The sequence below is a fragment of the Nostoc sp. DSM 114160 genome (genome assembly GCF_053470305.1).
Genome location: NZ_JBPFGO010000001.1, coordinates 614,141 through 636,391 on the forward strand (window position 1 = coordinate 614,141; position 22,251 = coordinate 636,391).

Below are 22,251 nucleotides of genomic sequence, written 5' to 3' on the forward strand. Positions count from 1 at the left end.
AATGTAAAAAATTAGGTTATAAAGGGAACATACTTTGCCTTTGATCTAAATTTTAGGCATGTTGATTTCCACTTTTCAATTTTCCAATGGCTTTTGAGAAAGGCTCATGGGCATAACTTCAAAAATTACAATTGCAGCTATTCTAACTTTGGCGCTCGCTGGATGTGCTTCTGAAGATACACCACAAGCCATCAATCCTGTGCCAGTTCCCAAAATAGCAAAAAAGTCGCCACCAGCGGCTCAATCCTTTCAGAATCCAGTGATACCGGCCAAACAAGTCTCACAAGTTAATCTTGCATCTGTTAGCTTGATTCAATCCACGAATGCCACAGAGCGGACACGGGAACTTGTGGTATCAAAAACTCGAAGCGATCCTTTTGCACAACTTTTCGGGCAGACTATTCCCGGAATGGCTCAAACATCTGGAAGACCAGTTCCCGTGGTGCCTAAGCTACCTACTGCATCACTAGCAGTACGAAAACTTCCAACACGCAGAATCGCTTTAAATCCAAAGAAAAACAACGTTTCTTCTGTACCAAAAAAAGTCAATCCTACTTTGACTTCAGTGTTGCCTAAAGTGTTACCTAAAGTTTTGCCTCAAGTTGTTCCCAACCCCACTTTAGTCTCTGTATTGCCACCACCAGCACAGCCTGAGTTAGCAAGGGCAGTAGTTGTGACTGGTGTAGTTCTAATTAGTAAAGAACCACAAGCAATTATCAAAGTACCGGATGAGCCGACAAGTCGGTATGTACAAGCGGGACAGCGATTAGCAAATGGCGTACTGATTAAACGTATTGAAATGAATCAGGGCTACAACCCCATCGTAATTTTGGAACAATATGGTATTGAAGTTGCCAAAATGGTAGGGGAAGGGACTGTCAAATCAACGTCGTCAGCTGCATCTGCTACCGGCAATGCAATTTCAGTGACAACACCCCCCCAAAATACGTCTAATGTGGGAGCTTCATAAAGATGGAGACTAAGGAAAAAGTTGAATTCGCTGGTTTGCCTTTAGCTGTTTATAGAGAAATAGCAGCTCATTTACGTCAAGTCGAAGGGGTGAAAGTGGATTTAATTCCCCAGTCATCCCAACAGTTTGATTACAATCAAAGTCAAATTGCTGGCTTGAGCCTCTCGTGGACAGCAAACTCTAGCTTAGAAAATCGGCAACGAGTTAACCAGATTTTGGCTTACTATCAAAATCGCTATATGAATCCTATTTGATTTATTGATTTGTGAGAATTGCAACCCGCAGAACCCCGACTTCTTTAATAAGTCGGGGTTCTTGTTGTTCATGAATCATTCTACAAAGCAGCGATGTCTCCGACGGGCTACGCCTACGCAGTAAGCATTATTTAACATAGGTTCATAAAGAATACTGTCTAACGACCTCACAACACCCAGCAAGGTGAGGATTTCAAAAAGCAACGTTATGATAATTAATGCATTAATCGAGCTTGGGTCTAATAATAAATAAGTTGGCACAAATAAACCTCCAGAGTACGCAGACGAGTAATTGCCTCTGTACAGCAGTCAAGACCAATGGTTTTTGACTGTATATTTAGGTGCTGCATCCAAGCAAAATCAGCCGTTGTACAAATTTCCATAAGGATAATTCAAGTGACTAGGACTAATTCAGACTTTCTTTCTTCCAGCGATCCGGCAATCGCTGGGTTAATCAATGACGAACTACAGCGCCAACAAGACCATTTGGAGTTGATTGCTAGTGAAAACTTTACCTCTGCTGCTGTATTGGCAGCTCAAGGTTCGGTACTGACAAATAAATATGCTGAGGGATTACCTGGTAAACGCTACTATGGCGGTTGTGAGTTTATCGACAAAATCGAGCAACTAGCGATCGACCGTGCTAAACAGATATTTGGGGCTGCTCATGCGAATGTGCAACCCCATTCTGGCGCACAAGCCAATTTTGCTGTGTTCCTATCACTCCTAGAACCAGGGGACAAAATTATGGGGATGGATTTGTCTCATGGGGGACATCTTACCCACGGTTCTCCTGTAAATTTTTCAGGTAAGTGGTTCAAAGTTAGCCACTACGGTGTCAGTCAACAAACAGAACAACTTGACTACGATCAAATTCGCGAGCTGGCGCTGAGGGAGCGTCCTAAGCTCTTGATTTGTGGTTATTCGGCTTATCCACGTGTAATTGACTTTGAAAAATTCCGTAGTATTGCTGATGAAATCGGCGCTTACTTACTTGCCGATATTGCTCACATTGCTGGTTTAGTTGCCACTGGTCTTCATCCCGACCCCATTCCTTACTGTCACGTAGTCACAACAACTACCCATAAAACTCTACGCGGTCCTAGAGGTGGTTTAATCTTGACTAGCGACGCAGAACTAGGTAAAAAGCTAGATAAATCTGTTTTTCCTGGCAGCCAAGGCGGGCCATTGGAACACGTTATTGCTGCCAAGGCAGTAGCTTTTGGAGAAGCCCTCAAGCCTGAGTTTAAAACTTATTCTGCCCAAGTAATTGAAAACGCTCGTGCTTTGGCAGAACAACTGCAAAACCGTGGTTTAAAGTTAGTCTCTAATGGCACTGATAATCATTTAATCTTAGTAGATTTACGCTCTGTAAGTCTAACTGGTAAACAGGCAGATCAGCTAGTCAGTACCGTGAATATTACTGCTAACAAGAATACTATTCCCTTCGATCCGCAGTCACCATTTGTTACCAGCGGTCTGAGATTAGGTTCGCCAGCGATGACCACACGGGGCTTAGGAGTAGCAGAATTTACCGAGATTGCCAATATTATTAGCGATCGCTTACTTTCTCCAGATTCCGACGTAGTAACCCAAGATTGTCGTCAACGGGTAGCGGCATTGTGCGATCGCTTCCCCTTATATCCTCATCTGGAAATTCCTGTACCAGCATTAGCCTGAGATGATAGTTAGGAGTTAAGAGTTAAGAGTGATGAGTTTTAAGTTTTGAACTCCTAACTCTAACTCCTAACTCCTAACTCCTAACTCCTAATTCCTAACTATTCCTTCCAATGAGTGCAGAAATTATTTGTGTTGGTACTGAATTATTGCTAGGAGATATCCTCAACGGCAATGCTCAATTTTTGGCGCAACAATTAGCGCAACTCGGTATTCCCCACTACTATCAAACAGTGGTTGGGGATAATCCAGAACGGTTGAAGCAAGTTATAGAAATTGCTATTTCCAGAGCGCAAATTCTCATTTTCACTGGTGGACTCGGCCCCACACCAGACGATCTCACCTGCGAAACCATCGCCGATTTTTTTAAAGTCCCGTTGGTAGAACGTTCTGACATCATCGAAGATATAACGCAAAAATTTGCCCAACGTGGTCGGGTTATGTCACCAAGTAATCGCAAGCAGGCTTTGATTCCTCAAGGTGCAGAAATTCTACCCAACCCCACTGGAACAGCACCCGGCATCATTTGGCAACCTCGTCCTGAAATCACGATTTTCACCTTTCCCGGTGTTCCCAGTGAAATGCACGTGATGTGGGAAGAAACAGCTGTGCCATTTCTCAAAAGTCAAGGTTGGGGTAAAGAAATTATTTACAGCCGGAGTTTAAAGTTTTGGGGTATTGGTGAATCTGCTTTAGCGGAAAAGGTTACTTCGTATTTAAAGTTGCCAAATCCCACAGTCGCCCCTTATGCAGGTAAAGGGGAAGTTAGATTGCGAGTTTCTGCAAAAGCAAATTCAGAAGCAGCCGCAGAAGCCCTAATTGTGCCCATTGAAAAACAACTTAAAGAAATTGCCGGACTGGATTTTTACGGTGTTAATAATGATACTCTTGCTTCTGTAGTTGGTCAGTTGTTGCGTACATCAAAAGAAACGCTTTCAGTGGCAGAATCTTGCACTGGTGGCGGTTTAGGGCAAATGTTGACTGAGATTTCTGGAAGTTCTGATTACTTTTGGGGTGGAGTAATTTCTTATGACAATTCCGTAAAGGTTAGGCTGTTGGGGGTTAACCAGGAAGATTTAGAGAAATTTGGGGCGGTAAGTGCTACTGTTGCAGAGCAAATGGCTGTTGGAGTCAAAACCCGCCTTGCAACAACTTGGGGACTGAGTATTACTGGAATTGCTGGCCCAACCGGAGGGACAGATACAAAGCCAGTGGGTTTAGTTTACATTGGTTTAGCCGGGCCAAAAGATGAAGTGACAAGTTTTGAGTATCAGTTTGGTACTGTGCGAGGTAGAGCTTTAATTCGTCATGTCAGTGCAAATGCAGCGTTGGATAATCTGCGCCGGAAGTTGTTGACAAGGTAGTAGGTATATTATGTTTGTCATACAGATTGTATGACAAACGAACCTAACGATGCGAATTAATGCACGATTAGATGACAAGTATGCCGATCGACTAACCTTTATTCAACAGCAGACTAATCAAGCAGTAACGGATGTGATTAAGTCTGCTATTGAGTTGTATTACCAGCAGCTTCAGCAGAAACAAAAGAATGCGTTGTTGATGCTGACCCAAACAGGTTTTATTGGTTGCGGTCATACAGATTCGGATCTATCTGTAAATTACAAGTCAATTCTGAGAGATGGCTTGAAAGCTAAGTATGATTTCTGTGATTTCTACACCCCGCTTTCAAGGAATTTCTAATTGAAACTCAGCATTGACTTTGTAGTAGGTGTACCACCGATCGGATGTTGGATTGGACTTAAGAAAAAATCAGAACGCAAACGCCCTAATCGTAAAAATTCAGTGGCGATGGCGTAACCGCCCGGAGGAAGCGATCGCGGATGCTCAAAAACTGTAAACTGTTTAATTCTACGTTTAATTCCTAAGAAATAATCTTTACTCAAAATTCAATCTATCAAAATAGTGAATTCATTTCATCACTATTGATGCCAGAACTTCTATCTAGGGATCGATATAGCTAGCAAGCTAAATGAAGTAGAAATAGTATACTAAATCACATGAGATTGTATTGTATGAAATCCAATTATGTTGCAAAACAGTTTTCCACCGTAAAACGCTGGATGGCCACAGCGCTGTTTTGTATGTTAGCGATCGCTTTCGTTTGGCAAGGTGCATTTTTCTCCAACACCTCAGCAATGGCTGCTCCTTCTGGAACCTTGATTGCAGCATATGATGATGCAGATCGCGCCCAAGACAAAGCTGCTAGAGATGCTGGACGAACCAAAAATTTCATTGATGATACGGCAGATAAAGTTAAGGACGCTGCCAAGAGCAATTCCAGTAAAGTTGACCAAGCAACAGACAATGATAGCCCTATTGGACGTAAAGCCAAGAAGGATGCCGCTACAATTCAGAAGAGAGCAAATGAAGATGCATCTCGGACTAAAGAAGCAGTAGACAACACAAAGAATGTTGTTGAACGTACTGTTGAAAACATTAAGGATGCTTTTGGTAAATAGAGATATAGATATAGCAATCCGATTGGATTTGTAAAAATCGAAAGCTTCAAATTTCCGACTTCTTAAAGAGGTCGGAAATATTGTTGTTTGCGAGTAATTTCGGAAAATCTAAGGTTACATCAATATTATTACAGCAATTTACAGGTAGTTAAACATTATGGTAGGGTAACACAGATAGCTCTGCATCCCTATAAGGAATTGTAATTAATGCTTCGTTTCCAGTTGGAGACTCTTAACGAGATATATATTAATAAATGAAGTTAAATAAAGTAATCAAGTAATCAAGTAGCTTTAGATACATATTTGTCCCAGTTATAAGAACTAGCGATCGTTGATAAAATTAGCTGCTGTCAGCGAACCAGAGTAGAAACCATAGTTAAATATTTACTAGTAATTATGCTAGATATATAGCTGTAAATAAAATATTTGACTTTCGTTTGTACTAACTTAAAGATGGCAAAATTGAGTAATCTGCTTAGGGAACTTCCGCAAATTACTCTTAAAAAACTTGTTTTTATATACGCATTAGAGGCATTTTTTAGGTAGCATTACCCACGGGAAAATGTGTTATAACTTTAACTGATTGCAATCTTATTTGACGAATTGTTAATGGTTAACAAATTTTTCACCATCGTCAATTAAGAAGTTATACTTTCCACTACAACTTAGTAACAATGTAAGAGTTTGATTCTGTGGACAACCCGACCGTGGGAAAATCAAAATACCGAGACTCGAAGTTAGAGAGGAAAACCTTATAATATGCATCTGAGCGAAATCACCCATCCTAATCAGTTGCACGGTTTATCTGTTCGCCAACTACAACAGATTGCCCGTCAGATTCGAGATAAGCATCTTCAAACAGTAGCAGTTAATGGTGGACACTTGGGGCCAGGGTTGGGTGTTGTCGAATTAACACTAGGACTTTACCAAACACTGGACTTAGATCGGGATAAAGTTATTTGGGATGTAGGGGGACACCAGGCTTATCCCCACAAACTGCTTACAGGACGTTACGATCGCTTCCACACCCTCAGACAAAAGGACGGAGTTGCGGGCTATCTGAAACGGGGTGAAAACAAGTTTGACCACTTTGGGGCTGGACACGCTTCTACAAGTATTTCAGCAGCTTTGGGCATGGCTTTAGCGCGAGACTTGAAAGGAGAAAAATTTAAAGCCGTTGCTGTGATTGGCGATGGCGCACTGACTGGAGGCATGGCTTTAGAAGCGATTAACCATGCCGGACACATACCAAAAACGAACCTGTTGGTTGTTCTCAATGACAACGACATGTCCATATCTCGCAACGTCGGCGCGATTCCTCGCTATCTCAACAAAATGCGCCTTAGCCAACCGGTGCAATTTATTAAAGATAATCTTGAGGAACAGTTTAAGCAAATTCCCTTCGTTGGTGAATCCCTCTCACCCGAACTCGGACGCATCAAAGAAGGTATGAAGCGCTTGGCTGTTCCGAAGGTAGGTGCAGTTTTTGAAGAACTCGGCTTTACCTACATTGGGCCAGTGGATGGGCATAATCTTGAAGAATTGATTGCTACCTTCCAACAAGCACATCAGATACCAGGCCCAGTTTTGGTACATGTAGCAACAGTAAAAGGCAAAGGTTATGAAATTGCCGAACTAGATCAAGTTGGCTACCACGCTCAAAGCCCCTTCAACGTCGCAACTGGCAAAGCTATTCCTTCTAATAAACCCAAACCCCCAGCTTATGCCAAAGTCTTTTCTCACACTCTGGTAAAACTTGCCGAACAAAACCCGAAAATCGTCGGCATTACTGCGGCTATGGCAACGGGGACAGGTTTAGATAAGCTTCAAGCAAAACTGCCGAATCAATATATAGATGTCGGCATTGCGGAACAACACGCAATTACCTTAGCAGCAGGACTTGCAAGCGAAGGAATGCGCCCCGTTGCAGCTATTTATTCTACTTTCTTGCAACGCGCCTACGATCAGATAATTCATGATGTCTGCATCCAAAACCTGCCAGTATTCTTCTGCTTGGATCGGGCGGGAATCGTCGGATCTGATGGCCCCACCCACCAAGGTATGTATGACATTGCCTATCTGCGTTGCATTCCTAACATGGTAATCATGGCCCCCAAAGACGAGGCAGAACTGCAAAGCATGGTAGTAACTGGTGTTGAGCATACCAGCGGCCCGATCGCAATGCGCTACCCTCGTGGCAATGGCTACGGCGTTCCCTTAATGGAGGAAGGTTGGGAACCTTTGGAAATCGGCAAAGGCGAGATTCTGCGTACAGGCGATGATGTGTTAATTGTTGCTTATGGCACAATGGTCTATCCAGGAATGCAAGCTGCTGAAATTCTCAGCGAACATGGCATTGAAGCAACTGTAATTAATGCCCGTTTCGTTAAGCCTTTGGATACCGAGTTGATTTTGCCTTTAGCGAAGAAAATCGGCCGTGTCGTCACCTTAGAAGAAGGCTGTGTCATGGGTGGCTTTGGTTCTGCGATCGCCGAGGCTTTACTAGATGCAGATATTCTCGTTCCTGTCAAGCGATTTGGTGTACCAGATGTGTTGGTAGATCATGCTGAACCCAATGAATCTAAGACAGAACTAGGTTTAACTAGTCATCAAATAGCAGAGAGAGTATTGCAAGCTTTCTTTAAACGGCAACTATCTGCTGTGGTTTAGTTTACTTATCAACAGTATTATCTAAAAATAACCCCTTTTATAGGGGTTATTTTTATGAGAAGATTAGCGATCGCTGGCAAGATTACGGTTGTGTAGAGATTTTTCAAGAATTAGCAGCAATTATCGATCGGAGTTGGGCTAGGCAAGATTTAGTCTCACCTTACTACATCTACCTACAGAATAACTAGAAAAGCAAGAACCTCAGATTATTTGTTCTTTGGGATTATTTTCTAATTCGTAATTTTGAATTAAGGCAATAGACGCGATAAATCGCCGTCTCTACAATAATTACCCCTTTGTAGAGACGGCGATTTATCGCGTCTTTGTTATATTGTGGAAAACACCGAAATTAGAAAGTAAACTGGGGTTTGAGTAAGTAAAAGTTCCTTTTGCTTGCGGAAAACACCAAAATGAGTAAGCAAAAGCTCCTTTTGAGTAAGTAAAAGCTGCTTTTGCTTGCGGAAAACACCAAAATGAGTAAGTCAAATGACCTTTTGAGTAAGTCAAAGCTTATTTTGATTAAGCATTTCAGTATTTTGAGAAAGTAAACGGGCATTTTTATAAAGCAATTAGGCATTTTGATAAAGTAATCAACAAATATACCTGATGATTAAAAAATCACGGCTATACAAACAAAGAAAGCCAAGACTCAAAGAAATCGATTTCAGTAATATTTCTGAACCGTAAACAAAGGTAAAGGATTTATAAAGTATCAAAAGCATGGTTAAACACCACACCAGAATTTGACGAACTCGCGCAAGAAGTCGGTTTAGGTTTCCATCAACAAGGCGTTACTGACGAAACAGAACGCGCTAAACTCTGCGCCGAACTCGATGGAATGGTAGCACACCTTTACGGCTTAACCGAAGATCAATTTAGCTACATCCTCACAACATATTCCGATTGTGAATACAACTGTTAAAGAAGCAGCATTAGAAGCTTACCGTAACTTCGCCCCAATGTTTGGAGAATCACAAAGAGTTGCATTAACTCATTAAAGCAAACATAGCTGGCAATACGCTTGGGTTTTTGAGACGCGATAAATCGCCGTCTTTACAAGTGTTTTGTTCTTATCTGGACTATATTGACTGATAATTTTTTGTAACTGTGAATACAAACTGACTTGTGATTTGGTGAAAACTCGCAGATTAAATCGCAATCAATAATTTATGCTAGAAAAACTCAAGATACATATTATCTGTAAAATTTTAATATTCTGAACTTTAAATTTTAAATTTAGAATCATCCTTAGTGTAGATGAAAAAACGCTACTTCTTAGTAATTTATTTTAAATTGACGAAGAGGTTTACTAGTATTGTGTTTCGTTAAAATTGAATTGCTGCTCTCAATACAAAAATGTATTTAAAGAAAGTGTAATAAATTACTATATAAATACGGCAGCATTTACTTAGTCGTCATATTAGAACCGTGAAAATTCATCCTCACTCCGAATTTAACCACAGCTGCGATCGCTCTGAACAGGGTTTACAGAAATTGCTCGACCGCCTTGTTAAATCAATACAGCGCGATGAGTTAGTCCAGCAAACAACCAATCAACTCAGAGAATCGCTTCAGGTCGATCGGGTGGTGTTGTATTATTTTTACAGTCAGTGGGAAGGGCAGGTGACTTTTGAATCTTTGAGTTCTCAAGAATTCTCAATACTTGGTTCCACTGGGCCAGATGATTGTTTTAACAATGAGTATGCTGCTTTATACTTAGCAGGACGCGTAAGAGCGATCGCTGATATTGAATTAGAGCCAATCCAGCCTTGTCACCGAGATTTTCTCCGCAGTATGCAGGTTCGCGCCAACTTGGTTGTACCAATTGTCATCCCTAAAGGATTATGGGGATTACTAGTAGCACATCAGTGTCAAGGGCCTCATTATTGGTCGCCATCAGATATAGAAACGGTCCAAACAGGGGCACAAACCCTAGCAACAGATCGTAACATTCTGGAAAGCTAAGTTACTGTGTATTCAAATCGCATACAGTTAAGTAGCAGAAATCCTCGCCAGCACCGATCTTTCTAGAAAAGGAGAAAAAACTGTGAAATTTGGTTACACGGTAATCTGGGTAGACGATGTAGTTAAAACAGTTGAGTTTTACGAAAAAGCTTTTGGTTTAGTTCGTCGCACTCTCCTGGAAAAAGGGCAATCTATCTGGGCGGAAATCGAAACCGGAAACACCACACTAGCTTTCTCTTCTAGTAACGAAGCACAGAAATTATTTCCTGGTGGCTTTCATGCCAACGATCCCACACAACCACCACCATTAATTCAGATATCATTTATCACTCCTGATGTTGGCAGCGCTTACATGAGAGCGATCGGGGCTGGTGCAAAAACACTAGATGCCCCGAAAACCCAGCCAGGGGGACACACTATTGCTCGTGTCCGCGATCCCAACGGTGTGCTGGTGTCGTTGGTGAATGGCTAAATAGCAAATTGCCTTGGACGCGATTAATTGGGCTGTAGATTGCGATCGCAAGAGAAAAAATCAACACCTAAAAGACTATTTATAAAATAAATCTTAAGTAGAAAATAAAGATTTTAGGTCATTAGGGACAGAACAATTTGATGGCGATCGCATCGAACTGCAAACTCCCCAGTTTTGTCTGTCAATAAATGCCAGCACTTATCCCACAGTGGTCGATATCATGGGATTTGTAGACTATTAGAGAAATAATGAATTATGAATTTTGTTTTGCATCATTCATAATTCATTTATTTCTATACTCCCCAATCTCAAATTTTATGGATGCAAATCCAGCATTGTGTGCTGCGATCGCCAATCACATTACCACCAATCCTCAAAAACGAATTACTTTTGCCCAATTCATGGATATGGCATTATACCACCCTGAATACGGCTACTATTCCAGCGATGCAGTCAAAATAGGCTTTAAAGATAGTGATTTTTTTACCTCTCCCAATCTCTGTTCTGACTTTGGCGAGTTACTCGCAGAACAATTTTTGCAAATGTGGGAGATTTTAGGAAAACCTGTACCCTTTTCTCTGGTAGAAATGGGAGCAGGTCAAGGACTGCTAGCTTTGCATATCCTTAAATATCATCAGCTACACTACCCAGATTTTTTTACCGCCCTAGAGTACATAATTGTTGAAAAGTCTCCAACTTTAAGACAAGAACAGCAGCAACGCTTGCAAGATTTCCCGGTGCGTTGGTGTAATTTAGAGGAGATACCACCAAATGCGATCGCAGGTTGCTTTTTCTCTAACGAGTTAGTAGATGCGTTTCCCGTGCATCAATTCATCCTAGAAACGGGAGAACTCCGAGAAATTTATGTAACTACAGATAGTAATCAGAAAGAAACCTGTTCATCATTTGTGGAAGTCACAGGGGAACCTTCAACGCCCCAACTAGCTGAATATTTAGACTTGGTGGAAATGAACTTTACCCAAAGTGCATATCCAGATGGCTACCGTAGTGAAATTAATTTAGCTGCTCTAGACTGGTTGAGTATAGTAGCAGACCGCTTGCAGCGCGGCTATGTGTTAACAATTGATTATGGCTACCCCGCCAGCCGTTACTACAATCCCAGGCGATCGCAAGGAACGTTACAGTGCTATTATCACCACCGCTTCCATGACAACCCTTATATTAATATTGGGCGACAAGATATAACTGCCCATGTTGACTTTACAGCTTTGGAACGCTGGGGTGAGAAATGTAATTTAAAGAATGTTGGTTTTATTCAGCAGGGATTATTTTTGATGGCATTGGGATTAGGCGATCGTATTGCAGCCCTTTCCCAGCAAAAGCAACCTCTCTCGCAGTTACTACAGCATCGGGACGCACTACACCAACTTCTAGACCCCACAGGACTCGGCGGCTTTGGAGTCTTAATTCAGAGCAAAGGTCTGGACAAAACAGAAATCTCTCAACCATTAAAAGGATCGATCCTGCCAGAGTAAGCGTAAAGTTGAAAAGTTAAAACTCTATTTAAGAATGCAGTATCAGTCTTATTTGGACTAGCATAACAGTGATTACAGTAAAGTTAAACACACTACCAAAGTAATAATTATGTCCACTCATGACCTGTTAATGCTAGTAACACTACTTACCCCTGGTATATTACTGTCAGTGATAATTATGTTAACTTTTGCTGCCGGTGGTTGATTGCCAGAGTTAGGAAGTAAGAAAACTGGGATTTAGGATTATATTTCAAATTTCAAATAACTATTTCCTAACTAAATTTGAATCAAACAATGCGATGTTCATGATGGGCTATAACGCTCAATGACTCGCTCTGAGCGTTGGCGTAGCCTCTCTAAGAGTTGCTATGCCAAAAGCTTTACGCAACGCTTATGGTGACGCTGTACTAAAGGAACGTAAAAAATGAAGGTGGCATTTCTGGGAACTGGACTGATGGGACTACCAATGGCTCAAAGGTTATTAGCCGCAGATATACAGCTAGTTGCCTACAATCGTACCCCAGAAAAATTAGCATCACTACAAGCAGCTGGGGCTGAAATTGCTACACATCCCCGCCACGCCATTCGTGCTGCTGAGTGCGTAATTCTTATGCTGACTAATGCCCCAGCTATTTACAATGTGTTGCTTTCAGATACTGCTTGGCAAACTCTGGAAGGGCGCACGATTATCCAAATGGGAACAATTACGCCCACAGAAAGCCAGGAAATTAGAGATGCAGTTGTTGGGGGTGGTGGTGAGTACTTAGAAGCGCCCGTATTAGGGAGTATCCCAGAAGCAAAAGCTGGCAAGTTGAGTGTTATGGTAGGGGCCGAGCCAGAACAATACGAACGCCACTTGAAGTTACTCCAAAATTTTGGCACAGAACCTTTACTTATCGGGCCAGTAGGATCTGCGGCGGCGCTTAAATTGGCACTAAATCAACTAATAGCTTCTCTAACAACTAGCTTTGGTTTGAGTCTAGCTTTTGTCCAGCGTCAAGGTGTCGATGTAGATGTGTTTATGCAAATCTTGCGCGACAGTCCCCTCTATGCACCTACCTTTGACAAAAAGCTACAACGGATGTTAGATGGCAATTATGCCGATCCCAATTTCCCCACAAAACACTTGCTTAAAGATACGGAGTTATTTATCTCGGAAGCGAAATCTCGGAGTTTGGATCTCAGCAGTATTAAAGGAGTGCGGCAAATCTTGCAAACGGCCGTAAAAATGTCATTTGCTGATGATGATTACTCATCACTATTTTCAGTCATTAAGGAATGGGGAGAAGCGATCGGGGAATAAAGAATTTAAGCTTCATATCATGTCCGGTTGAAGACTTATTATTTAGAGTGCAGTTCTTGCTGGGGGAAAGAGACTTTTGGGATTTTTCCACAGATACGGTAATCATAAGTGATTACCCGGACATGATATCATCTCACGCCTGAAGGCAGGGTAAACTAAGCGTTAACAGCCACGTATAAAAGGTTTTTACTGAAGCTTGAAGCATTCATTTTTGCATTGACTATTCGATAAGCATTTCTTGAATGAGCAAATTCTGATACTCTAAACTGATTCAGTAATTGTCTTTTTGATTTTGTCGAAGTTAGGGTTGCGCGTAGTGCAACCCCAACTTGTGGTGCGCGTAGGCATCGCATGAATCGACGGATGCAAAAAACCTAGAATTGGATAACCCGCAACTTGAGTTAATAGACGATCACTGACCATTAATAGTAGTTGATCGAGGAAATGGTAGAGATTCAGGCGCAGACGAAGGCTGAGGTTCAGGTTGAGGATTGAGAAAATCCTGCCAAGTCTTAATTTGCTCTTGCGCTGCACTGTAAGCAGCACTACCGCGTGGAATTGATTTGGCAATGTCAATGCCTCTAGCAATATCAGACTGACCTTGAGTGCGTGCTATTTCTAATAATTGCTGACTCCATTGGTCAATAGCCTGGTTTGCATCCATACGTAAGATGCTATTGTTTGAAATTCGATCCGCCAGTCGTATTGCCTCAACCAAGGCTTCTGGAGTACCAGCGGCCCCCACTTCCTGGGCTTTTTTCCAGTTTTCTCTAGTGCGAATTTGCCCTTCCCAGTCATCGATCGCAGCTTGTGCTTCTTGTGAAAGCGCCCTTCCCGATGAGGCAATTTGTTGAGCTGCGCTAATGGCGGCGGTAAGATTTCCACTCTGGGCCAGTTCTTGTGCTTGATCCAAGTAAGGTTGGTCTTGAATTCGCTGAATTTTTCCTACCCAAGTACGAATTTTTTTCCGTGCTTCTGGATATAGTGCACGACCTCTACGAATTTCGCTGGCCTGGGCGATCGCAGCTTGCAAGGAGTTAATATCCTCGAATATTGCGATCTGATCGGCGCGATCTAAGTAAGGTTGGTCTTCAATTGTCTCCACTTGAGCATTCCAGCGACCTATCTCTTGTCTAGCTTCTGCGCCTCTAGGGTTACTAGCAGGAATAAGCTGTACTTGGGCGATTGCTGCGTTTAAATTCGGGACTGTTCCCTGGCTAGCCAATATTCTTGCTTTTTCCAAATGGGCAACATCTTCAATTTCCAACTGCCAACGAGCAATTAGTTGCTGTGCTTCGTTATACACTGGTCTGGAAGGATCGATTTGTTGTGCTTGAGCGATCGCTGCCTCTAAACCAGAAACATTACCGAGCCAAGCACTTCTTTTTGCGTCAGCTATAGCAATAAAATCATCAGTTTCGCCTTGTAGTTTCGTACTTTCCGGTATTTGCCTAGCAATATTTAGCGCTTCATCCGCATCTTTTTTATCTAGTTTCGCCTGTGCCAATTCCAGCATTTTGCGTCCAAATGTCGGAACCGCTTCCTGAGCTTTTTGGTAAAGGTAACTTTCCTGACCAATAGACTCGGCTAACTTGATCGCTTCTAGGATGTTATCAACTACTTTGCTGTTTGCTAAACTTTCGGCTTTTCCTAACTTATCGCCATCTTCCCGCGCTGTAGCAATCAGACGATTCAATTGGTCGTATTTAGTACCCGCCCAGTACTGATTGTCTACACGCAGCATTTTAGCGGATAACATGAATGCTGATTGCCAGCGCCGTTCCTTTACTTCGGCGATCGCACCATTGTATGTGGCTTCAGCCTTTGACCAAATTGACTGCCATTTGTCAACTTGTTCATCGACTAGTTTATAAGCTGCTACATCTTCGGGTATTTTACGAGCAGTCGCGATCGCTTCCTCTAAATTCCCAGTTTGGAAACTTTGATCGGCTAGCTTCAAAATATCCCGCGACCATTCTTCGATGAAACGATCGATTTCTCCATGCAACGGGTGATTTTGTGGTAGTTGCTTCACTAGAGCGATCGCTTGCAATAGGTCGTTCACTGTTTGCTTAGAAGCCGCTAACTGAGCGCAATGTAGCCGCACAGAAGCACTAGCTAGCGGCCAGAAAATCGAGGGACAATTAGGGGCAGCTGGTAACTTTAGCAGCATTGCCATTGCCAAGAATCCGACACTGCTGGGAATCAACATTAGTAGTACTAGCCACAATGTCCAGCTTTTCAGCCAGCGTGGCCATTTCCCAGAAGTACTACTGAGTTGGGCAGTTTCTTCTGAATTACTATTCGTATGGTTTTTTTTTCGCCGCTTCACTGACTTGGAGGTAGAACCAGTAGCTGGGACATCAAATGGCTGAGTTTCACCGAATTGTTCTGTTCGGGATAATCTTTTGCTTTGATCTGGCTCTCTTCCACTGGCTCTTGACCAACTGTCTGGAATATCCCGCTCTGTCATCTCTCACACCAAAATAATTGAATAGCGCTCTGTTTTAGATTGATAATTCCATTGTTGACATAGTAACTTTCTCGTCATTAAAAAGCTACTTTTTTGATTATCTCTCTCCACAGAGTACCATTATCAATCTCTAAAATCAGTGCTATTTTATACTTTATCTTCAAACAGCAGATTCGGCTTGCAAATCGGAAATTAGTTGAGCTAACTGATCGCTACTTGCCTGGTAGACGTTGCCGCAAAAGTCGCAAGTTGCTTCGGCACCATCATCCTTGATAATCATATCTTGCAGTTCAGCTTCTCCCAAAATCTTTAGTGCCCCCAAAACGCGATCGAAAGAGCAACCACAGTGGAAGCGCAACATTTGGCGTTCGGAAAAGATTTCCAACCCCATGTCTCCCAATAAGTCATCAAAGATTTCAGGTAACGTCTTGCCAGCTTGCAACAATGGCGTAAATCCTGCTAGACCAGCAACCCGTGATTCCAACCTTTCTACTAAGGCTTCGTCTCTAGCGGCTTTGGGCAATACTTGTATCAGTAATCCTCCAGCAGTAGTTACTCCGGCGGCTCCCACAAACACACCTAAAACTAAAGCCGAAGGTGTTTGTTCGGAATTCACCAGATAATGAGCTACATCATCGCCAATTTCGCCAGAAACTAGTTCTACCGTACTAGAGTAAGGATAACCACGACCGATATCTCGCACAACGTAGAGGTAGCCGCTACCCACAGCACCACCAACATCTAATTTACCTTTGGCATTAGGAGGCAATTCTACAGATGGATTGCCGACATATCCGCGTACTGTACCATCTAAGCCTGCGTCTACTAATATGCCACCCAAAGGGCCATCGCCCTTAACGCGGACATTCACCCTCGATCCAGTCCGCTTCATACTAGAGGCCATTAACAAGCCCGCCGTCATAGTCCGACCCAGTGCTGCCGTTGCCACATAAGAAAGCTTGTGGCGCTGCCGTGCTTCTTCTGTTAAACGTGTGGCGATCGCACCTACGGCACGAATTCCACCTTCGGCTGCTGTTGCACGAATTAACTGATCCGCCATGAATAACCTTACATTTCTTAACAAGTTCACTTTTTCTATTCTAAGTTCTCTGCTGCAAGAAAAGTAACGTAGTCGGGTGTTACGTAAATAAACGGCTGTCATTGGTCATTGGTCATTAGTTATTAGTTATTTGCAAAGGACATAGACGCGCCAGCGGTGAAGTAGCGCGGTCTTGGGGAGCCAGTGACGGGTACGCAGGGGTTTCCCCAAGTGGAGCATCTGGCGTGGTTTCCCCCATGAGCGACTGCTGTTAGCGCAGCGCTAGCGACGCAGGAGCGTCACCCGAAGGGCTTCCCGCAGGGTAGGACTGATGACTAATGACAAAAACTATTTGCAATATTAGAAATAGCGATGTCTTATCTTTAGGTAATCCGAGAAAAATGCTGGGTAATTTTCAACAAAGCCAACTACGGATTGAAATCGAAGCATCAACAGATGCAATTCGTGACAGTCTGCTGCATCCCGTGCAACTAAAAAAATGGCTTTTAGGGCAACGTTTTGCGCCAGGAATGCCAGAAGAACTGCTTCCCGGATTCCAGTTTACAACCTGGACTGGGCCAATCGCGATTCATCATCAAGTAAAGGTTGTCAAATCCAACTGCCTTCGCTTACTACTCAGCGGAGGCATTGACGGGTTCCACGAATGGTACTGGGGAGAAGGTTGGGTACAGTCCCGCTTGGAAGGAGTTTCAATTTTGCCCTTGAATTTGGGTCAAACACTCAGCTTGTTGAGCTTGCGTCAGTTTTTAGCAACTCAAGAACATTTAACTGACTGAACGTAGAAAAGGGATTTTCTTTGTCTCTATGGCTAGCCTTTTCAAGGTGACTCCAAAAATCTCTTTTTTCTTTCTGTGCCACGGACACTTTGCTCAAGTAGGGAAACCCGCTCATGCAAGTGTCCTCTTCTGTGGCTCTGTTGTTTAAAACTAATTTATTTAAGGACTCTAGACCCAGAGAACACAGAATTGCATAGATTAAAATTCTTAAACTCCTTGTGCACCATGTTGTCCACTTTCTAAACTCATGGTAATTAGTTTTTCCTTGACCAATTTATACCGACTATCAGTGCGATTATCAGATATCAGGTATTCTTCAAAGGCTAGTTTTTGGGTAGTTATCGCAATCGCTTTCCCTTTTAAATTGTTACCTCGGTTTGACGACAAACACTGAACAATTAGCCTCTTCTACAACTTGACTGCTAACTGAACCCTGAACAATTCGTTTCATCCCCATCAAGCCCCGACTGCCAATTACGATCAAGTCAGTTTTATAAATATTGGCAAGACGAATAATTTCTTCAGCGGGATCGCCAGTTACTAACTCTAACTCACTTCTGGCTGATAACTTTTCCTGATATAATTGCAGTTGCTTTTCAATATGAAAATAAGAAAACGTTGGGGATTCTGGCTGAGGGCGATCGGCAGGTAGTTCCATTTCTGACTCTGGTGTGAGAAACACATGACAGAGAATAACCTTGGCGTCTTTTGAAAACACCAAACTATCTAAAGCTTGAATTACTCGTTCTGAAATATCCGAACCATCCAGAGCTACCAAAACACTATTTAGCACTGCTCTCGTCTCCTAAAGAGTAGACCCCTTACATACATAAGTATCTAGCAAAATTAGTCGGCAGTGACACTAAACTAATTTTTTATCTGACAACTTAAGTTTAGATATTTGAGGCTACGCCATAGGTCAGCTAGTTTTACGCCACTTTCATGCGAACAGGTTGTAGCAACTTTTGTGGAGAAGCTTTTCACGAGTTTTTGAGAGAGGAAAACCCTCTCCCAGAAACTACTGTCGGCAATGCCCGACTCGTGCTTAAAAGATAGCTGAAGGTAGGATAGCAAATGGTGTGCTTGAGCGTAGCTTACAGTCGGTATCGTTATCCAAACTTCCAGTTATTAGAAAAAATTAAGCATTCCAAATCACTATTCTTGCTGAATTCGACGTCGGACTGAATCAGCATGGGAAGGTAAACCTTCTGCTGTTGCTAGCACATCTATGGCACCAGCCACATTTTGCAGTGCGGTTTGAGAGTATTGAATAATACTAGAGTGTTTAAGGAAAGTTTCAACACCCAATGCCGAAGCAAAGCGGGCAGCACCAGAAGTTGGCAAGGTATGATTAGGACCTGCCAAATAGTCTCCTACAGCTTCTGGCGTTGAGTAACCCAAAAAGATCGCCCCAGCGTGGCGAATCTGTGGTAAAAGTGCCCAAGGGTCTTTGACTTCTAATTCCAGGTGTTCGGGGGCAAATTCATTTGAGAGTTCTGCTGCGGCTTGGAGCGATTCCACAACGATAATCAAGCCGTAGTGAGCGATCGCTTTTTCTGTGTCTATTCGCCGTGGATGATCGACTAACTGTCTTTCCAAAGCTAATTGCACATTTTTCGCCAAAGCCGCATCTGTCGTCAGCAAAATTGCTGCTGCCATTGGATCGTGTTCGGCTTGGGCTAGCAAGTCAGCAGCTACATGTACTGGATTTGCGGTTTCATCAGCAATTACCAGCACTTCACTAGGACCCGCCAAAGAATCAATACCGACGGTGCCATAGACTAGTTTTTTCGCTAGGGTGACATAAATGTTACCAGGTCCAGTAATCACATTCACTTTCGGAATTGTTTCTGTACCATAAGCTAAAGCGGCGATCGCTTGTGCGCCCCCAATACGATAAATTTCTTGCACCCCTGCTTCTTGGGCAGCTACCAAGACTGCTGGGTTAATAGCACCCCCTGGACCTGGTGGTGTTACCATCACCACGTGCGGTACAGCAGCAACATGAGCCGGAATTGCATTCATTAGCACTGTACTGGGATAGGCGGCACGGCCACCAGGCACATACAACCCAGCTCGGTCTACAGGGGTGTAGCGTTTGCCCAGTACTACTTCATCGTCACCAAAGTGTACCCAGCTTTTTGGTACTCGCTGACGATGAAACGCTTCAATTTGGCGGCAAGCTAGCCGAACTGCACTCAACAACTCTTTTGATACCTGTTGATAGGCTGCATCCAATTCCGAGCCTGTAACTCGGAGTTCTTCTGCTTTGAGGGTTTGTTTGTCAAATTCGTCCGTGTAATGCAATACAGCTTTGTCGCCTTGGCGCTTCACTGCTTGCAAAATTTCCCGCACCGTTGCTTCTTTGTGAAGTACCTGTTCGTCATGGGTGCGATCGCAGATCCGTTGTAGTTCTGCTCTAACGTCTGCCTGCTGAGTAATAATTCGCAGCATGGAGTAAGGACAATGCCAAAATTATAATATTGCCACCTGAGATTTAGTATTGCTCTTGACCCACTGGGGTGTGCAAGCTGACTCTAATTCTCTTCTCTAGCTTAACCTGGATTTTTTTGATACTCTCAAGGCTACCAGCGTATAGTTTGCTTGAGAAGGCGACTTAATTGCTCAATCCGACAAGCCTTGACTGGCTAGCGGTAGGAAGCAGGTGTGCCATTTCCCACTCCCCTTACACCCTTTCCCTCAATCCTTGGGGGATGTATATGGTATGTTACATCCAATCCCCTTGAATTTATAGGGGTTCTGGTTTGAGTATAATTTTTACTTATTTCCCTAACTTTTACTAGTTTAATGTGTGTACAGGCACGATATATCGGTTCTATACTTGACAAACCCTGAGATTTAGCTCTTTACAGTTCCTGCTTCTAAATAATACATTTGGTTTACGGACAAATTATATTTATTGGCAATCACATTGCTTAGTCAGGTTGTGATGAGTTAGGGTGAAATTTATTTAGATGTATTTTAGTTTAACGCATTTCCTCAATTGAGGAAATACTGAATTGGCGAGTAAAGACTATATAACTAATAATATTGACGATCTTCATTCATGCTCAATACCTAATTCCATAATTTTTTTAGGAAATTATAACATTGGCAATTTGGATGCTATATTAGTAAGTCTAGTAGTGTGTGTACATAATTAATAATCGTATTTTTGGAATTGACTGTGGCGAATACAAAGTCTGCTCTCAAGCGTGCCCAAATCGCAGAACGCAACCGACTGCGTAATAAATCTTACAAATCAGCAGTGAAGACGCTGATGAAGAAATACCTCAATGCTGTAGCTGCTTATACAGCTAATCCTACCCCAGAATTAAAACAAGAAGCGCAGGCTAGGTTATCCGAGGCTTATGGGAAAATTGATAAGGCGATCAAACGAGGTGTTCTTCACCCAAACAATGGGGCAAGGAAAAAATCAAGATTGGCTCACAAACTAAAACCCATCACACAAACAGCTGAGTAGTCATTGGTAATTTGTCCTTAGTCATTAGTCATTGATAACAAAACAAACGACAAATGACGAAGGACAAACAACATAGATGACGCGCCAGCGGTGAAGTAGCGCGGTCTTCTCCCAAGGGGAGACGCCAAGGGCGATGGGGGTTTCCCCCATGAGCGACTGCTGAACCCGAAGGGCTTCCCGCAGGGTAAGACAAAAGATGCAACTGATAGACACGCACGTACATCTTAACTTTGATAGTTTTCAGTCAGATTTAGCAATAGTGCGATCGCGGTGGCAAGAAGCAGGTGTGGTGCGTTTAGTGCATTCCTGTGTTCACCCGGAGGAGTTTTCCAGTATTCAATCCATAGCCCAAGAGTTTCCCGAAATTAGTTTTGCTGTGGGATTACATCCTTTAGATGCTGATAAATGGAATAGCGAGACAACTGAGAAAATCAAAACTTTAGCGAGTTCTGACTCAAATGTGGTAGCAATTGGAGAAATGGGGCTGGATTTTTACAAAGCTGATAACTATGAGCAACAGTATCTGGTGTTTGAGTCCCAGTTGGCGATCGCATCTGAACTAAACTTACCAGTGATTATCCACTGCCGTGATGCTGCCGTGGCAACCAAAGAAGTGTTACAAAAATGGCGGCAACTCAAAGGAGAAAGAGTGCGGGGTGTAATGCATTGCTGGGGAGGAACACCTGAAGAAACTCAATGGTTTCTCGATTTAGGCTTTTATATCAGCTTTAGCGGTACGGTAACGTTTAAAAATGCCAAAGCAATCCAATCCTCTGCTGCAATGGTAAGTAGCGATCGCCTCCTGATTGAAACAGACTGCCCATTTCTCGCTCCAGTTCCGAAACGGGGCGAGAGGCGCAACGAGCCTGCCTACGTACTTTATGTAGCCGAGCAAGTAGCTAAACTGCGTCAGGAAACCGTAGAGGCGATCGCCCATCAAACCACCCAAAATGCTTGTAAATTATTTGGTCTGTCAATATAAAGTGTGTCCTAGTATCTTTTGTTAAGTTGTGTTAAAAAAAATAAAACTATAGGGGGACAAAAATATGCTAATATTATTCCCTCAAAAACATTTTGCTTGCGCCATAATAATAAAGGAAGAAGCACAAAACTTCTCATCTTAATTTTCCATACTGTTATGGCTTGCCCATCCTCAAAATCTCTACAA

Annotated in this window: 19 protein-coding genes; 14 read left to right on the forward strand and 5 right to left on the reverse strand. The window is 42.8% G+C overall.

The annotated features are described in order from the left end of the window. Window positions 1-106: 106 nt before the first annotated feature. The 5 genes from NSTCB13_RS02905 (at window position 107) to NSTCB13_RS02925 (ending at window position 4,605) form a co-directional block, all read left to right on the forward strand. A complete protein-coding gene (locus NSTCB13_RS02905; RefSeq protein ID WP_445629747.1) occupies window positions 107-970 on the forward strand; it encodes a hypothetical protein in 864 nt (287 codons plus the stop codon). Between the two features lie 2 nt (window positions 971-972). Further along, window positions 973-1,224, forward strand: coding sequence for a hypothetical protein (locus tag NSTCB13_RS02910; protein ID WP_445629746.1), 252 nt, complete (start codon window positions 973-975; stop codon window positions 1,222-1,224). A 396-nt stretch (window positions 1,225-1,620) separates the two neighbouring features. Further along, window positions 1,621-2,904: a serine hydroxymethyltransferase gene (gene glyA, locus NSTCB13_RS02915; RefSeq protein WP_448271297.1), complete on the forward strand. Its 1,284-nt coding sequence runs from the start codon at window positions 1,621-1,623 to the stop codon at window positions 2,902-2,904. 110 nt (window positions 2,905-3,014) lie between these two features. Next, entirely contained in the window at window positions 3,015-4,265 is a 1,251-nt protein-coding gene (locus tag NSTCB13_RS02920; RefSeq protein ID WP_448271298.1) for a competence/damage-inducible protein A, read from the forward strand. Window positions 4,266-4,314: 49 nt separating this feature from the next. Continuing rightward, window positions 4,315-4,605 (forward strand): CopG family transcriptional regulator, encoded by a 291-nt coding sequence (locus NSTCB13_RS02925; protein WP_448271299.1) that lies wholly within the window; start codon window positions 4,315-4,317, stop codon window positions 4,603-4,605. Here NSTCB13_RS02925 and NSTCB13_RS02930 read toward each other — a convergent pair. Continuing rightward, complete coding sequence (locus NSTCB13_RS02930; protein WP_448271300.1) at window positions 4,602-4,808, reverse strand: hypothetical protein; 207 nt, start codon at window positions 4,806-4,808, stop codon at window positions 4,602-4,604. The genes NSTCB13_RS02925 and NSTCB13_RS02930 overlap by 4 nt on opposite strands. Before the next feature lie 129 nt (window positions 4,809-4,937). On the opposite strand from NSTCB13_RS02930, the gene NSTCB13_RS02935 reads away from it, so the two are divergent. From NSTCB13_RS02935 to NSTCB13_RS02960, 6 genes are all read left to right on the forward strand, one after another. Continuing rightward, complete coding sequence (locus NSTCB13_RS02935; RefSeq protein ID WP_448271301.1) at window positions 4,938-5,384, forward strand: hypothetical protein; 447 nt, start codon at window positions 4,938-4,940, stop codon at window positions 5,382-5,384. A 759-nt stretch (window positions 5,385-6,143) separates the two neighbouring features. Then, window positions 6,144-8,054, forward strand: a complete 1,911-nt coding sequence (gene dxs, locus NSTCB13_RS02940; protein WP_448271302.1) for a 1-deoxy-D-xylulose-5-phosphate synthase — start codon at window positions 6,144-6,146, stop codon at window positions 8,052-8,054. A gap of 1,428 nt (window positions 8,055-9,482) precedes the next feature. Continuing rightward, on the forward strand, window positions 9,483-10,019 hold the full coding sequence (locus NSTCB13_RS02945; protein ID WP_448271303.1) for a GAF domain-containing protein: 537 nt from the start codon (window positions 9,483-9,485) through the stop codon (window positions 10,017-10,019). Window positions 10,020-10,101: 82 nt separating this feature from the next. Continuing rightward, window positions 10,102-10,491, forward strand: a complete 390-nt coding sequence (locus NSTCB13_RS02950; protein WP_445629739.1) for a VOC family protein — start codon at window positions 10,102-10,104, stop codon at window positions 10,489-10,491. A 317-nt stretch (window positions 10,492-10,808) separates the two neighbouring features. Then, window positions 10,809-11,987 carry a class I SAM-dependent methyltransferase gene (locus tag NSTCB13_RS02955; protein ID WP_448271304.1) on the forward strand — a complete coding sequence of 393 codons (1,179 nt, stop codon included), beginning with the start codon at window positions 10,809-10,811 and terminating at the stop codon, window positions 11,985-11,987. Between the two features lie 424 nt (window positions 11,988-12,411). Next, window positions 12,412-13,290: an NAD(P)-dependent oxidoreductase gene (locus NSTCB13_RS02960; protein ID WP_445629737.1), complete on the forward strand. Its 879-nt coding sequence runs from the start codon at window positions 12,412-12,414 to the stop codon at window positions 13,288-13,290. A gap of 412 nt (window positions 13,291-13,702) precedes the next feature. On the opposite strand, the gene NSTCB13_RS02965 is transcribed toward NSTCB13_RS02960, so the two are convergent. Both NSTCB13_RS02965 and hslO read right to left on the reverse strand, forming a co-directional pair. Further along, window positions 13,703-15,763, reverse strand: coding sequence for a chromosome segregation ATPase (locus NSTCB13_RS02965; protein WP_445629736.1), 2,061 nt, complete (start codon window positions 15,761-15,763; stop codon window positions 13,703-13,705). A gap of 160 nt (window positions 15,764-15,923) precedes the next feature. Continuing rightward, window positions 15,924-16,823 carry an Hsp33 family molecular chaperone HslO gene (hslO, locus tag NSTCB13_RS02970; RefSeq protein ID WP_448273108.1) on the reverse strand — a complete coding sequence of 300 codons (900 nt, stop codon included), beginning with the start codon at window positions 16,821-16,823 and terminating at the stop codon, window positions 15,924-15,926. A 380-nt stretch (window positions 16,824-17,203) separates the two neighbouring features. On the opposite strand from hslO, the gene NSTCB13_RS02975 reads away from it, so the two are divergent. Continuing rightward, window positions 17,204-17,599 carry a hypothetical protein gene (locus NSTCB13_RS02975; protein ID WP_445632012.1) on the forward strand — a complete coding sequence of 132 codons (396 nt, stop codon included), beginning with the start codon at window positions 17,204-17,206 and terminating at the stop codon, window positions 17,597-17,599. A 367-nt stretch (window positions 17,600-17,966) separates the two neighbouring features. Here NSTCB13_RS02975 and NSTCB13_RS02980 read toward each other — a convergent pair whose 3' ends face one another. Together NSTCB13_RS02980 and hisD are read right to left on the reverse strand one after the other, a co-directional pair. Next, window positions 17,967-18,392 carry a universal stress protein gene (locus NSTCB13_RS02980; protein WP_445629734.1) on the reverse strand — a complete coding sequence of 142 codons (426 nt, stop codon included), beginning with the start codon at window positions 18,390-18,392 and terminating at the stop codon, window positions 17,967-17,969. A 362-nt stretch (window positions 18,393-18,754) separates the two neighbouring features. After that, on the reverse strand, window positions 18,755-20,053 hold the full coding sequence (gene hisD / locus NSTCB13_RS02985) for a histidinol dehydrogenase (protein ID WP_445629733.1): 1,299 nt from the start codon (window positions 20,051-20,053) through the stop codon (window positions 18,755-18,757). A gap of 733 nt (window positions 20,054-20,786) precedes the next feature. Here hisD and rpsT point away from each other — a divergent pair. Together rpsT and NSTCB13_RS02995 are read left to right on the forward strand one after the other, a co-directional pair. Further along, entirely contained in the window at window positions 20,787-21,083 is a 297-nt protein-coding gene (rpsT, locus tag NSTCB13_RS02990; protein ID WP_445629732.1) for a 30S ribosomal protein S20, read from the forward strand. Between the two features lie 196 nt (window positions 21,084-21,279). After that, window positions 21,280-22,065, forward strand: coding sequence for a TatD family hydrolase (locus NSTCB13_RS02995; protein WP_448268610.1), 786 nt, complete (start codon window positions 21,280-21,282; stop codon window positions 22,063-22,065). The last annotated feature ends 186 nt before the right edge of the window (window positions 22,066-22,251 follow it).